Origin of the sequence: Rathayibacter sp. AY1F2 (genome assembly GCF_002930885.1) — a bacterium.
GTDB lineage: Bacteria > Actinomycetota > Actinomycetes > Actinomycetales > Microbacteriaceae > Rathayibacter.
Window position 1 is genome coordinate 30,615 of sequence record NZ_PSVG01000015.1, and the last position, 12,747, is coordinate 43,361.

Below are 12,747 nucleotides of genomic sequence, written 5' to 3' on the forward strand. Positions count from 1 at the left end.
TCCCGCATGCTGGTCGAGCAGCCCCGCAGGGGCGTATCGAGGCCCGTCGCACGGACACGGATCTCGATACGCGCCCTGTGCGCTGCTCGATCAGCAGGAACCGGTCACCCACGCGCGATGCTCGCTCAGCAGGAGCCGGAGCCCCCGCGTCAGCCCTTCTCCGCGCCCTCGGTCGTGTTCATGATCCGCCGCTGGAAGACGAAGAACAGCACGGCCACCGGGATCGACATCAGCACCGCGGCCGCGAGCTGCAGCGGGTACTGGTTGCCGGTGCCCAGCTGCCCCGACACGAGCGACGCGACTCCGGTCGTCAGCGTGTTGAGCTCCGGCGACTGCCGAGACACCACGAAGTGCGAGAACTCGTTCCACGAGCCCTGGAACGACAGGATGAACAGCGTCACGATCGCCGGACGCGCCATCGGCACCACGATCGAGCGGAAGGTCCGGAACACTCCGGCCCCGTCGATCCGCGCGGCCTCCTCGATGGAGAGCGGGATCGAGTCGAAGAACTGCTTCATGATGAAGATCCCCGCCGCGTCCACGATCAGCGGGACGATCATCCCCGCGTAGCTGTCGTAGAGGCCGAGCTGCTTGAGGATCAGGAACCGCGGGATCAGCAGCACCACCGCGGGCACGCTCATCACTCCGATGAACAGCGCGAACAGCAGGCCCCGTCCGCGGAAGCGCAGCCGCGACAGCGCGTAGCCGGCCAGCGAGTCGAAGAAGACCCGGCCGACGGTGACGAACACGGTGACGATCACCGAGTTGAGCGTCCACAGCGGCAGCGGGACGTCGGTGAACAGCCGCTCGTAGGAGGCGAACGACCAGGTCGCGGGCAGCAGCGACAGCGGGTTCGCGGTGGCGTCGGCGTCCGACTTGAACGACGACGCGACCGAGATCAGGAACGGGTAGATGTACACCAGCGCCAGCGCGATCAGCAGCAGGTAGCCGCCGATCAGCGACGCGCGGCCGCGGGCGCCGAGGCGGATGCGGCGGTGCGGCACCGGTGCGGCGGGCTCGGGGCTCTCGGGGGCGCGGGTGCCGGGCTCGGTCAGCGTGCTCATCGGATGCCTCCCGTGGTGAGGGTCGTCGCGGCGTCGGCGCGGGCGGCGCGGCGGGGGCGCCGGCGCGGCTCCCCCTTCTCGCGGAGGAGCGCCCTCTGCAGGAGCGTCAGCACGACGATGATGAAGAAGAGGATGAAGGCGATCGCGGCGCCCTGACCCCAGCGGAGATCCGTGAACGAGGACTCGTAGGCGAGGTACGCCGGGGTGAGCAGCGTCTTGCCCGGCGCCCCTCCTCCGGTGAGGTAGATCTGGTCGAACACCTGCCAGGTGCCGATCAGTCCGAGGGTCAGCACGGTGAAGAGCGTGGGCTTGAGCATCGGCAGAGTGACCGAGAAGAACTTCCGGAGCGGGCCGGCGCCGTCCATGAGCGCCGCCTCGTCGATCTCGGCGCCGATGTTCTGCAGCGCCGCGAGGAACAGCAGCATGAACGTGCCCGAGGTGGTGAAGATCGCCATCGTGATCAGCACGCACATCGCGACGGACGGGCCGGACAGCCAGTCCCACCAGGTGAGGCCGAGCGGGGCGCCCGCGGCCAGCGGCCCGGAGCCGTCGACGCCGACGGCGCCCAGGAGCGAGTGCAGGACACCGGTCGGGTCGGCCATCCAGGTCGGCCCGTCGGCGCCGAACCAGCCGAGCACCGCGTTGACGACGCCCGAGGCGGAGAAGAGGAACAGGAAGATCACGGTGATCGCGATCGAGGAGGTGACGGAGGGGAAGTAGAAGGCGGTGCGGAAGAAGCCCCGGCCCCGCAGGATCCGCCGGTTCACCTGCACGGCGAGGAAGAGCGCGAGCGCGGTCTGCAGCGGCACCACGAGCAGCACGTAGTAGACGTTGTTGCGGATCGCGGTGCCGAAGTCCTTCTGAGCCAGGCCGGAGTCGGTGAGCACCGCGCGGTAGTTGTCGGCTCCGACGAACTGCGCGGTCGGCCCGAGGGGCGAGCCGAGCCCGTTCCAGTTGCTGACGCTGACCCAGAGGGCGAGGCCGATCGGGACGACGAGGAACACGCCGATCACGACGATCGCCGGGAGGGTGAAGAGCCAGCCGTAGCGGGCCTCGTGCCCGCGGATGCCGGAGCGGCGGCTCCGGGGGGCGGCGGTGGTGCTCATCGATGCGTCTCCTTCGACTCACGTGCGCGGGGTGGGCGTGCCGGTCGGGCACGGGGAGGCGGCGGTCGGGTCCGCCGCCTCCCGGCCGGGCTACTTCGCGTTCGCGGTGTCGAGCGCGTCCTGCAGGTTGGTCTGCAGGTCGCCGAGGATCGACTCCGGGTCGCCGGTCGCGAGGCCCTCGAGCGCCGAGTTGAAGTCGGTGATGACGGTCGCCGCGCCGGCGAAGGCCACGGGGCTCACCGCGTAGTCGTTGCCGGAGACGAAGGCGGCGTTCTCGGGGTACTTCGTCGCGTACTCGGCGGCTCCGGTCTCGGTGGAGGGGATGACTCCGAAGGCGTCCGAGAAGGCGAGCTGCTGCTCGTCCGAGGTCAGGGCCGACACGAGCGACTCCGTCTTCTCGGCCGTGGCGCTGCCGACGGGGATGCCCCAGCAGTTGCTGAAGGTGAAGGTCGACTTCCCGCCGGGGCCGGCGGGGAGCTCGGCGACGCGGTAGTTCACGTCGGGGTAGTCGGCCGCGAGCGCTCCGTTGATCCACGGGCCCTCGATGACCATCGCCGCCGCGCCCTTGCCGAACGCCTCGCCGGACCAGCCGGAGTCGAGCGCGGCCGGGAACTTCAGCACGCCGTCGGTGAGCAGCGTCTTCACCTCGGTCAGGCCCGCGACGTTCTCGGGGGTGTCCGCGGTGACGGTGGTGCCGTCCTCCGAGAGGAGCGATCCGCCGGCCTGGTTCATGAAGGTGCCGATGCGCGCGTACTCGGCGCCGAAGGAGAGCCCGGTCACTCCGTTCGCGGTCAGCTTCGTCGCCGCCGACTCGAGCGAGGCCCAGTCGGTGGGGACGTCCGCGTCGGTGAGGCCGGCCGCCGCCCAGAGGTCCGTGTTGATCACGAGGCCGAGCGTGGAGAAGTCCTTGGGCTCGCAGTAGAACCGGTCGTCGTAGCTGAACGCGTCGCGCAGCGCCGGGTAGAAGGCGTCGGCGTCCCCGGCGTCCTGGGCGTACGGCTCCAGGTAGCGGTTGCTCGCGTAGGTCTGGAACTGGTCCCAGCTCATGTAGAAGAGGTCGGGCGGGTTGCCGCCGGAGAAGCCCTGGCCGAGCTGCTGCGTCAGGTCGCTGGCGGCGACCACGTCGACCGTCGTGCTGTTCTGCTCGCCCCAGGCGTTCACGGCGTCGGTGACGGCGGTCGTCTCGGCGTCGCCGGACGAGCCGATCATCACGGTGAGGGCGGAGTCGCCGCCCGCGTCACCGGAGTCGGAGCCGCTCGAGCAGGCGGCGAGCGGGAGCAGCAGGCCTCCGGCGAGGATCGCGGCACCCCAGCGTGCCGCGCGGTGGGTGGGGGTCATGGTCTGGCCTTTCGTGGGGAGGGGCGCCGGTCGGAGTGACGGCGCCTCAGTCGGCGGGGTGGTGGAGGGGTGTTCGGAGCACGAGGTGGGGCTCGATCAGGCGGTGGGCCTCGCCCGGCGCGAGCGAGCGGTGGACGACGTCGTCGCCGCGCTCGCCCAGCAGGAGCTCGAGCGCGCCCGCGGCCACCGCGTCGAGGTCCTGCTCGATGCTCGGCAGGCCGACGGCCGCGGCGACGGGGGTGTTGTCGAAGCCGACGATCGGGAGGGAGGGCCGGCCGACGGCCACGGCTGCCATCGAGGCGCCGAGCGCGAGCGAGTCGGAGACGCAGACCAGCCCGTCGAGCTCCGGGGTCGAGCGGAGGAACTCGATGGCCGCGATCCGGGCCTGCTGGACGTCGTCCTCGGAGGAGGCGGCGAGCAGTGGCGCGTCGCGGAACCGCTCGCGGTGCACCCGCTCCCAGCCGCTGCGGCGGTCGTCGCCGGTCGCGGATCCGCTCGGCCAGCCGAGGAAGCCGATGCGGGAGCAGCCGCTGTCGGCGAGGTGCGCCGTGGCCTGGGCGAGCCCGGCGGCGCCGTCGACGTCGACCCAGAGGTGCTGCGGGTCGTTGCGGTCGTCGACGCCCCAGGGACGGCCGAAGGTGACGAAGGGCACGGCCTGCTCGATCAGCCAGGCGGTCCGGGGGTCGCCGTAGAAGGTGGAGGTGAGCACGAAGGCGTCGACGTCGGCTCCGTCGCGGAGGCGCCCGATCCGCTCGATCTCCTCCTCCGGGCTCTTCGCCGTGTAGAGGAGGATGCGCATGCCGCGCGCGTCGGCCTGCTCGGTGACGGCGTGGAGGAAGCGGTCGAGCAGGCTGCCGGAGATGCCGTCGAGCACGCGGTCCATCCGGACGCCGATGGTGCCGGACTTGCGGGTGCGGAGGCGGCGGGCCGAGGCGTGCGGCCGGTAGTTGAGGTCGCCGATCGCCTTCTCGACGCGCTCGCGGGTGCTGTCGCGGACGATGTGCGGGCTGTTGAGCACGTTCGACACGGTCTGGCGCGAGACGCCGGCGGCACGGGCGACGTCCTCGACGGTCGGCAGTGCCATGCGTCCTCCTCGACGTGCTCTTGATCGTTCCAATCCGGCGGGATCCACCGGTTTGATCGATCAAATCCTTCGGTAAGGTTACCTCCGACGACGCCGCTGTCAACCGTCCGCCACGCTCCGGCACCTCCGGGGCCGGCGGAGGACGATCGGCGGCACGCCCCCAGCACCGACGATCCAGTGAGGAGTCGACCGTGACGACCGAGCGCGACGACCGACAGACCCCGCCCCGCCAGCCCCTCCTCCACGACTCCCTCGTCCTGCTCCTCGCACCCGTGCAGCTGTGGTCGGACGAGGCGGGCGAGGTCGGCTCCCGCCCCGTGCACGGGCTCTACCTCGGCGACGTGCGCGTGCTCGCGGGCGCCTCCCTCCGGGTGGGCGGCGCGGCGCTCGAGGCGATCGCGACCGGCCGCGACGGCGCCTCCTCCGCCCGCTTCACCGCGCTCGCCCGCCATCTCGACGACGCCGCCGCGGACCCGCGGATCCGCGTGGTCCGCTCGCGGGAGGTCTCCGCCGGCGGCGTCCGCGAGAGCATCCGCCTCGAGTCGGCGCTGCCCGACGAGGTCGCGACCACCGTCGAGCTGACCCTCGACCCCGACTTCTCGCTCGTGCACGTGGTGAAGGCGGGGCTCCGCGACGAGCCCTCCTTCGCGACCGCTCTGGTGGACGGCGGCCTCGACTGGACCCACGGCCCGGTCCGCGCCGAGCTGCGCGCGCCCGGCGCCTCGATCTCGGGCACGGTGCTCACCTGGAGCGTCGTGGTCCCGGCCCGCGGGAGCGTCGAGGTCGTGTGGAGCGTCGCCGCGGAGGACGCCTCCGCCGTGGTCGCCGCCGCGTCCGGACCGGCCGAATGGGCGGGGACCGCGCTCGAGACCGGCGACTCCCGCCTCGCCTCCTGGTGCCGCGCCGCGCTCGACGACCTCGACGCCCTGCGCATGGTCACCGTGGAGCGCCCCGGCGAGCCCTTCCTCGCCGCGGGAGCGCCGTGGTTCTTCACCCTCTTCGGGCGCGACTCGATCTGGGCGGCGCGGATGCTCCTCCCCCTCGGGACCGGGATCGCCGCCTCCACCCTCCGCGTCCTGGCCGGCCTGCAGGGCACCCGCCACGTCGCGGACACCGCCGAGCAGCCGGGCAGGATCATGCACGAGCTGCGCGCCACGACCCTCGAGATCCCCGGCGAGGGCGTCTCGCTGCCCCCGCTCTACTTCGGCACGGTCGACGCCACCGCGCTCTGGGTCTGCCTCCTCCACGACGCCTGGCGCTGGGGGCTCCCGGACGACGAGGTCGAGGAGCTGCTGCCCGCTCTGGAGGCGGCGCTGCGCTGGCTCCGCGACGACGGCGACTCCGACGGCGACGGGTTCCTCGAGTACGTCGACACCACGGGGCACGGCCTCGCCAACCAGGGCTGGAAGGACTCGGGCGACTCGATCCAGTGGCGCGACGGCACGCTCGCGGAGGGTCCGATCGCGCTCTGCGAGGTGCAGGCCTACGCCCACGAGGCCATGGTCGGCGGAGCGGCGCTGCTCGAGCACCTCGGCCGTGACGGCTCGGAGTGGCGCGAGGCGGCGTCGACGCTGAAGGCGCGCTTCGCGGAGGCGTTCTGGATCGACGACGCCGACGGCGGCTACCCGGCGATCGCGCTCGACGCGGCCGGGCGCCCGGTCGACACGATCACCAGCAACCTCGGCCACCTCCTCGGCACCGGCATCCTCTCCCCCGAGCACGCCGCCCGGGTCGCCGAGCTGCTGGTCTCTTCCGGGCTCGACTCGGGCTTCGGCCTGCGCACCCTGGACACCGGCTCGGGCGGCTACTGGCCGCTGTCGTACCACGGCGGCTCCGTCTGGGCCCACGACACCGCGATCGCCGTCACCGGGCTCGCCCGGGAGGGCTTCGGGGCGGAGGCGACGACCCTCTCGCGCGGACTGATCGCCGCGGCCGAGGGCTTCGGCTACCGGATGCCCGAGCTCCACTCGGGCGACCCCGCCGCCGAGGTGCACGCGCCGGTGCCGTACCCGGCGGCCTGCCGACCGCAGGCCTGGTCGGCGGCCGCCTCCGTCGCCGTGCTGTCGGCGGCGCTGGGGCTCGCTCCCGGAGGCGACACCCTGGTCGTCGCGCCGCTCTCGCCCGCGCTCGCCGGGCCGATCCGCGTGGACGGGATCCGCTACCGCGGCTCCGTGGTGCCGGTGGACTGGGACGGCAAGATCTGAGGCGCCGCGCCGCTCAGGGCGGACCGGCTCAGATCAGGCCGGCTCAGGGCAGGCGCGCTCAGGGCAGGCGCGCCACGACCGCGCGCGCGATGCGCCGGCCCGAGCGGTTCGCCCCGATGGTGGAGGCCGTCGGGCCGTAGCCGGCGAAGAAGACGCGCGGATCCGTCAGCGAGGCTCCGTCGGCGACCGCGATGCCGCCCTCGCGCTCGCGCAGCCCGAGCGGAGCGAGGTGGCGCAGCTCCGGCCGGAAGCCCGTCGCCCAGATGATCGCGTCGGCGCGCGTGAAGGAGCCGTCCGGCCAGCGCACGCCCTCCTCCTCGATCGACGAGAACATCCCCCGCTCGTGCAGGAGCCCGCGCTCGATCCCGGCGACCACCCGGCGGGTGCGCTGCACGCCCGTGCCGCCGACGATGCTCGGGAGGGGCAGCCCGGCGCGGGCGGCGCGGTCCTGCTCGGCCACCGCCTCCACCGCCGACTCCATCGCCAGCTGCTCGCCGTCGTGGTAGACCACCGGTCGCCGCGTCGCCCACGTCAGTGAGCGCGCCACCCGCTCGAGCTCCAGCAGGAAGCCGATCGCCGAGGTGCCGCCGCCGACCACGAGCACCTGCTTCCCGGCGAAGTCCTCGGCGCGGACGTACTCGGTCGGGTCGATCTGCACGCCGCGGAAGCGGTCGCGCCCGGGGTAGTGCGGTACGAAGGGCGATCCCCAGGTGCCGGTCGCGTTGACGAGCAGGCTCGCGCGCTCGACCGCGCGGTCGGACTCGACGACGAGCGGCGACCCCGTGTCGTGCGGCGTCGCACTCGTGACGCGCCGCACCGACTCCGGACGGCGGATCTCGAGACCGAGCTCCTCCTCGTAGCGCCCGTAGTACTCGCGGACCACGTCCCGTGCCGGTCGCCGGTGATCGGCCGTGCGGAACGACAGCCCCATCCGCTCCATGCCCGGGAGATCGTGCACGCGGTGCGCGGAGCCGAGCCGCAGGGCCTCCCAGCGGAACTGCCAGGCCCCGCCGGGCTCCGGACCGCGGTCGAGGACGATCAGGTCGCGCCCGGGGACGAGGCCGAGACGGCGCAGGTAGTAGGCCACGGACAGACCCGCCTGGCCCGCGCCGATCACCACGACGGGACGCGGTGGGGCGACGCTGTCCACGGTGCTCCTGACGCGGTCGAGGATGGGCGGCCGTCCGGCAGATCGAGGCCCGGGGTGGCGTGTCCCCCGTCTGCTAAACTACCGCGTAGATTTCAACTTTCCCTGTCTGCTCTTTTCCCCAGCCGGCTCACTGCCCGTCTGGCCTGTCATCGTGAGGGGGTCACCCATGGGGCGCGGCCGTCAGAAGGCGAAGAACACCAAGATCGCCCGTGAGCTGAAGTCGTTCAGCCCGGCGGTCGATTACAGCGCGCTCGAGCGCGAGCTCAGCCACCCGGACGAGCCGGACTACTCGAAGTGGATCGACGCCGAGGACGACGGCGACGACACGGACCTCGTCGAGGAGCCGCACCAGAAGCGTGCGTGACTCCTCCCGTGAATCGGGGCCGCTCCCTCGGGGCGGCCCCGATTCGCGTGCGGGCGACGATCCGGCGGGTGAGGGACCCGACCTGGAGCGCGGGTCGCTCGGCTGAGCACGTTCTCCCGCTTTCCGCCACTGAGTGCAGAATGTCGGTGCCCCCTGGGACACTGACCGGATGAGCACTTCCCCGTCCGCACGGCTGCCCGTGTGGCAGTCGGAGCGTCGCGGGAACGACCTCGACGAGGCGCGCGACTTCTACGCCGGCTCGTACAACGGCTCCGGCTTCCGGGCCGAACGCTCGGTCGTGCCGTTCGCGTTCCGCTACACGACGACCGGGCCCGGGCCCGTCAGCCTCCACTCCGCCTCCTTCCTGGGCCGGGTGCGCGGCACGGTGGCCCCGAGCGACGTCTACGTCGCCCTCTGGCTGACCGCCGGGCGCGCCTCCCTCGATCTGGGGCGCGACGAGCACCGCCTCGTCGTCGGCCGCCCGGCCATGTTCCCGAGCGGCCGGCCCTTCGGCTTCGAGGCCCTCGAGTACCGCGACGCGCTCGTGCACTTCGAGGCCGCCCACCTCGAGGCGATCGCCGCGGAGCTGCACGGCACCGAGCCCGGCCCGCTGCGGTTCGCCCCTGTGGCGCGCGACACGACCGCCTGGTGGGCGGCGATCCGGCTCCTGCGCGACACCCTCGCCTCCGCGCACACGCCCACCGTGCTGCAGCGCGACGGCGTCGCCCGCATCGCCGCGCTCGCCGCCCTGCAGACCTTCGCCCACCGCATCGCCCCGCTGCCGGCCGTGCCGCCCTCGGTCAGCGCGCGGCGCCTCCGCCGGGCCGTGGAGTTCGTGCAGGCCAACGCCGATCTGCCCCTCGGAGTGGCCGACATCGCCGACGCAGCGGGGCTCACGGTCCGCGGCGTGCAGCTGGCGTTCCAGCGCGCCTTCGGCGAGACCCCGCGGCACTACCTGCGCGACGTCCGCCTCGAGCGCGCGCACGAGGAGCTCGTGTCCGGGTCGGCCGGCTCACTGGTGGTCGGCGACGTCGCCGCCCGCTGGGGGTTCATCAGCGGTGGCCGCTTCGCCCAGCACTACGCGACGCGCTTCGGCGAGCTCCCGAGCGAGACCCTCCGCCGCTAGTCCCGCCGATCCCCGACGGCGGTTCCGCCGAGGGGCGTTCGGGCGTACTGTCCGAGGACCGCCCGCTGCCCCGCGGGCCCGCGTCGATGGAGTCGCGAATGTTCGAACCCGGAGGATCCGCGCGGCCTGTCGCGCGGGTCGGCTACGTCACCGCCGCCCTGCTGGTCGGCGCGATCCTGGTGGGCGGCGCGGTCGGCGCCGCCGTCGCCCTGGTCCTCTACCTGCCCGGCGTCCTCGCCGCCGACGGCCCGCCCGGGCTGGTGAGCTTCGGCCTGCTCATGGGAGCGGCCTCCGGCGCGGGCATCGGAGTCGTCGGAGGCGCGGGAGCGGTCGCCGGCATGGTCGCGGTGCGCGTCGCGAGCCGCCGCGACGGCCCGTTCGTGCTCGGCACCAGCGCGGGCGCCGGTCTCGGCGTGCTGGTCGCCTCCGCGAACCTGCTCGTCAGCCGCGACGCCCCGACCTGGGCGACCGCCCTGCTCGCCACCGCGGCCGCCTGCGCCCTCTGCGCGGCGGGCTCGTGGCTGCTGACCCGGCACGAGCACTCCTGGGAGCGCGCGCACGCCGCACCGCGCTGATCCGCGGCGCCTCCGGGGATCAGCCCGCGTAGGACCCGACCAGGCGGACCGCTCCGCCGTCGACGCCCTTCGCGCCCTGCTCGAAGCCCTCGAACCCGCGCGCGGCGGTCGAGACGCGGCCCGCGACCCACGACGGGACGCCCGAGCGCTCGAGGCGCGCGATCACGCCGTCGGCCGCCTCCGCCGCGACCACGGCGAACATGCCGATGCCGAGGTTCCAGGTGCCCTCGGTGCTCTCGAGCGTCGCGCCGGACATCGCGGCGAGCGCGCGGAACACGTCGGACGGGCTCCAGCTCGCCCGCTCGACCTCGACCCAGGAGCCGCGCGGCAGCACCCGCGCGAGGTTCGCCGCGATCCCGCCGCCGGTGACGTGGCTGATGGAGTGGACGGCCGGGCCGAGCTCGACGTCGTCGAGCAGGTCGAGGAGGGGCCGGGTGTAGAGGCGGGTCGGCTCCAGCAGCACCTCGCCGACCACGCCGCCCAGCTCCTCGGAGCGGTCGGTGAAGCCGATGCCGCGCTCGGCGAGGATGTGGCGCACGAGCGAGTAGCCGTTCGAGTGCAGTCCGGAGGAGGCCATCGCCACCACGACGTCGCCGTCGCGCACGCGGTCGGCGCCGCGCACCTGGTCGGCCTCGATCGCGCCGACCGCCGCGCCCGCCACGTCGTAGTCGTCGGGTCCGAGCAGGCCCGGGTGCTCGGCCGTCTCGCCGCCGACGAGCGCGGTGCCCGTCTCGGAGCAGGCGCGCGCGATGCCGGCGACGATGTCGGCGATGCGGGCCGGGACCACCTTGCCGCACGCGATGTAGTCGGTCATGAAGAAGGGGCGGGCGCCGACCACGACGATGTCGTCGACGACCATGCCGACGAGGTCCTGCCCGATGGTGTCGTGCTTGTCGATCGCCTGGGCGAGCGCGACCTTGGTGCCGACGCCGTCGGTCGAGGTCGCGAGGAGGGGGGCTCGGAAGTCGCGGAGGAAGGAGACGTCGTACAGGCCCGCGAAGCCGCCGACCCCGCCGAGGACCCGGCTGTCGTGCGTCGCCGACACCGCCGACTTCATCAGCTCGACGGCGAGGTCCCCCGCCGCCGTGTCGACTCCTGCGCGGGCGTAGCTGCTCGTCTCATCACTCACGCGACGACCCTACCGACTGCCCTCTCCCGCCGCGGCGCGGATCCGGGTCCGCCGCACCGGCGGCTCCCGCTCCGCGCCCGCGGTCACGCGTCCCAGGCCACGTAGTGCAGCTCGGCGCGGTCGCGGCTGCGGTGGAGGTCGAGGTAGGACCGGGCGATGACCTCGGCCGCCGCGTCCGGGTGGCCGCCGTCGATGAGCGCGGTGATCGCCACGTGGGCGGCGTAGACGCCCCGGGGCTCGAGCGCGGAGTGGAGGTTGAGGACCCAGTTCCGCAGGCCCGCGGCGGCGATGTTGATGTTCGCCAGCGCCGCGTGCGGGGAGACGGAGCCGCCGCCGGTGGTGACGAGGATCGTCCCGCTGCCGGCGGCGATCATGTCCGGAACCACCTCGCCGACGGCGCGGAGCGCGCCGCCGAGGTAGAAGTCGATCTGCGGCTGCAGGTTCTCGGGCGTGACGTCCAGGACGCCGACCGGGGTGAGAGCGGAGTCGGCGGGGGAGAACTCGAGGACGTCGATCGGACCGAGGTCGGCACGGATCGCCCGCAGCGCGGCGGTCAGGGTCTCGGGCTGCGCGGTGTCGGCGGCGAACCCGTCGCCTCGATGCCCTCCTCGGCGAGGCGGGCGGCCAGGCCGTCCAGCTTCTCCTGGTTCCGCGAGACGAGGGCGACGGTGAAGCCGGCCCGGCCGAAGACGCGGGCGATCTCGAGGCCGAGGCCGGGGCCCGCGCCGACGACGGCGAGAAGGGGCATGGGAGGTCCTGTCGTCGTGCGCCCCGGGGCGCGATGAGCGGGGCTGCTAAGTTGAGGTCAGCCTCAAGACTCATTGGACCATAAGTTGAGTGGCACCTCAAGATCATCGGGAGGATCGCGTGGACGAGCAGAAGGTCCTGCGCCGGGACGCGCAGCGGAACGTCGAGAAGCTGCACGCCGCCGCCCTCGAGGTCTTCGGCTCCCGCGGCCTCGCCGCCCCCCTCGAGGACATCGCCCGTCACGCCGGCGTGAGCATCGGCACCCTCTACAACCGCGTCGGCTCCCGTGAGGAGCTCATCGACGCCGTCGTCCCGGCCGTCGCCGGCGAGAAGCTGAAGGGCCTGACCGAGCGCGCTCTCGCCGAGCGGTCCTCCCGCGGACGCCTGGAGCGCTTCGTCTCCGGGATGATCGACCTCCAGCTGGAGGACCCCGCCCTCAACGACGCGATGCTGCGCCGCTTCCCCGACGCAGTCGCCCTCATCGAGGCCTGCGACCGCTCGATCGAGCTCGGCCGGGATCTCGTCGAGGCCGCCCACCGCGACGGATCCCTCTCCCCCGACTTCACCCACGACGACCTGATGGCCCTGCTCTGGATGGCGGGCACGACCAGCCGCGAGTCCGCGGCTCCGCAGGGCTGGCGCCGCGTCCTGGACCGCAGCCTCGCCGGAGCCTGGACGGCTCCGAGCAGCTGAGCGGCCGCGCGGCTCCCCGACCGACCGACCGGCCGATCCGCCGGTCGACGCCGCCCTGAGCACCCCCGCGACCACGGATCCGCCCACGGCGAACCATTAGGGGATGAGTCCCCCGCGTGCCAGGATGGACCGTCAAACCCCCCTGCTATCCCCTTGGGAGCCCCTCC

Annotated in this window: 11 protein-coding genes and 1 pseudogene; 5 read left to right on the forward strand and 7 right to left on the reverse strand. The window is 73.4% G+C overall.

Features of this window, described 5'->3' with window-relative positions; genetic code table 11:
- Positions 1-149: 149 nt before the first annotated feature.
- The 4 genes from C5C54_RS11975 to C5C54_RS11990 form a co-directional block, all read right to left on the reverse strand.
- Positions 150-1,064 (reverse strand): carbohydrate ABC transporter permease, encoded by a 915-nt coding sequence (locus C5C54_RS11975; protein WP_104238713.1) that lies wholly within the window; start codon positions 1,062-1,064, stop codon positions 150-152.
- The gene (locus C5C54_RS11980) at positions 1,061-2,170 is read right to left on the reverse strand and encodes a carbohydrate ABC transporter permease (protein ID WP_104238714.1); all 1,110 of its coding nucleotides are present in this window, start codon (positions 2,168-2,170) and stop codon (positions 1,061-1,063) included. The genes C5C54_RS11975 and C5C54_RS11980 overlap by 4 nt, the downstream gene beginning before the upstream one ends.
- A 90-nt stretch (positions 2,171-2,260) precedes the next feature.
- A complete protein-coding gene (locus tag C5C54_RS11985; protein WP_104250796.1) occupies positions 2,261-3,508 on the reverse strand; it encodes an extracellular solute-binding protein in 1,248 nt (415 codons plus the stop codon).
- Positions 3,509-3,554: 46 nt separating this feature from the next.
- The gene (locus C5C54_RS11990; RefSeq protein WP_104247390.1) at positions 3,555-4,592 is read right to left on the reverse strand and encodes a LacI family DNA-binding transcriptional regulator; all 1,038 of its coding nucleotides are present in this window, start codon (positions 4,590-4,592) and stop codon (positions 3,555-3,557) included.
- A 191-nt stretch (positions 4,593-4,783) separates the two neighbouring features.
- Here C5C54_RS11990 and C5C54_RS11995 point away from each other — a divergent pair, with 191 nt between their 5' ends.
- On the forward strand, positions 4,784-6,796 hold the full coding sequence (locus tag C5C54_RS11995) for a glycogen debranching N-terminal domain-containing protein (protein WP_104288437.1): 2,013 nt from the start codon (positions 4,784-4,786) through the stop codon (positions 6,794-6,796).
- Between the two features lie 58 nt (positions 6,797-6,854).
- Here C5C54_RS11995 and C5C54_RS12000 read toward each other — a convergent pair whose 3' ends face one another.
- Positions 6,855-7,946 (reverse strand): FAD-dependent oxidoreductase, encoded by a 1,092-nt coding sequence (locus C5C54_RS12000; protein ID WP_104226818.1) that lies wholly within the window; start codon positions 7,944-7,946, stop codon positions 6,855-6,857.
- 166 nt (positions 7,947-8,112) lie between these two features.
- Here C5C54_RS12000 and C5C54_RS12005 point away from each other — a divergent pair, with 166 nt between their 5' ends.
- The 3 genes from C5C54_RS12005 (at position 8,113) to C5C54_RS12015 (ending at position 10,011) form a co-directional block, all read left to right on the forward strand.
- The gene (locus C5C54_RS12005) at positions 8,113-8,310 is read left to right on the forward strand and encodes a DUF3073 domain-containing protein (protein ID WP_097167615.1); all 198 of its coding nucleotides are present in this window, start codon (positions 8,113-8,115) and stop codon (positions 8,308-8,310) included.
- 169 nt (positions 8,311-8,479) lie between these two features.
- A complete protein-coding gene (locus C5C54_RS12010; RefSeq protein ID WP_104288438.1) occupies positions 8,480-9,436 on the forward strand; it encodes an AraC family transcriptional regulator in 957 nt (318 codons plus the stop codon).
- A 98-nt stretch (positions 9,437-9,534) separates the two neighbouring features.
- Positions 9,535-10,011: a hypothetical protein gene (locus C5C54_RS12015; protein WP_104226816.1), complete on the forward strand. Its 477-nt coding sequence runs from the start codon at positions 9,535-9,537 to the stop codon at positions 10,009-10,011.
- 19 nt (positions 10,012-10,030) lie between these two features.
- Here C5C54_RS12015 and purM read toward each other — a convergent pair whose 3' ends face one another.
- On the reverse strand, positions 10,031-11,140 hold the full coding sequence (gene purM / locus C5C54_RS12020; protein ID WP_104288439.1) for a phosphoribosylformylglycinamidine cyclo-ligase: 1,110 nt from the start codon (positions 11,138-11,140) through the stop codon (positions 10,031-10,033).
- Between the two features lie 83 nt (positions 11,141-11,223).
- Positions 11,224-11,888: pseudogene (locus C5C54_RS18530) on the reverse strand (SDR family NAD(P)-dependent oxidoreductase).
- A gap of 119 nt (positions 11,889-12,007) precedes the next feature.
- Between C5C54_RS18530 and C5C54_RS12030 the strand changes: the two are divergent.
- Complete coding sequence (locus C5C54_RS12030) at positions 12,008-12,580, forward strand: TetR/AcrR family transcriptional regulator (RefSeq protein WP_104233833.1); 573 nt, start codon at positions 12,008-12,010, stop codon at positions 12,578-12,580.
- Positions 12,581-12,747: the final 167 nt, after the last annotated feature.

What these genes read in the sequence shown, in the direction of transcription:
- C5C54_RS12005 (WP_097167615.1), top strand. Translation starts at nt 8,113, where the DNA reads ATGGGGCGCGGCCGTCAGAAGGCGAAGAACACCAAGATCGCCCGTGAG.
- C5C54_RS11980 (WP_104238714.1), bottom strand. Translation starts at nt 2,170, where the DNA reads ATGAGCACCACCGCCGCCCCCCGGAGCCGCCGCTCCGGCATCCGCGGG.
- C5C54_RS12010 (WP_104288438.1), top strand. Translation starts at nt 8,480, where the DNA reads ATGAGCACTTCCCCGTCCGCACGGCTGCCCGTGTGGCAGTCGGAGCGT.
- C5C54_RS11975 (WP_104238713.1), bottom strand. Translation starts at nt 1,064, where the DNA reads ATGAGCACGCTGACCGAGCCCGGCACCCGCGCCCCCGAGAGCCCCGAG.
- C5C54_RS11985 (WP_104250796.1), bottom strand. Translation starts at nt 3,508, where the DNA reads ATGACCCCCACCCACCGCGCGGCACGCTGGGGTGCCGCGATCCTCGCC.
- C5C54_RS11990 (WP_104247390.1), bottom strand. Translation starts at nt 4,592, where the DNA reads ATGGCACTGCCGACCGTCGAGGACGTCGCCCGTGCCGCCGGCGTCTCG.
- C5C54_RS12015 (WP_104226816.1), top strand. Translation starts at nt 9,535, where the DNA reads ATGTTCGAACCCGGAGGATCCGCGCGGCCTGTCGCGCGGGTCGGCTAC.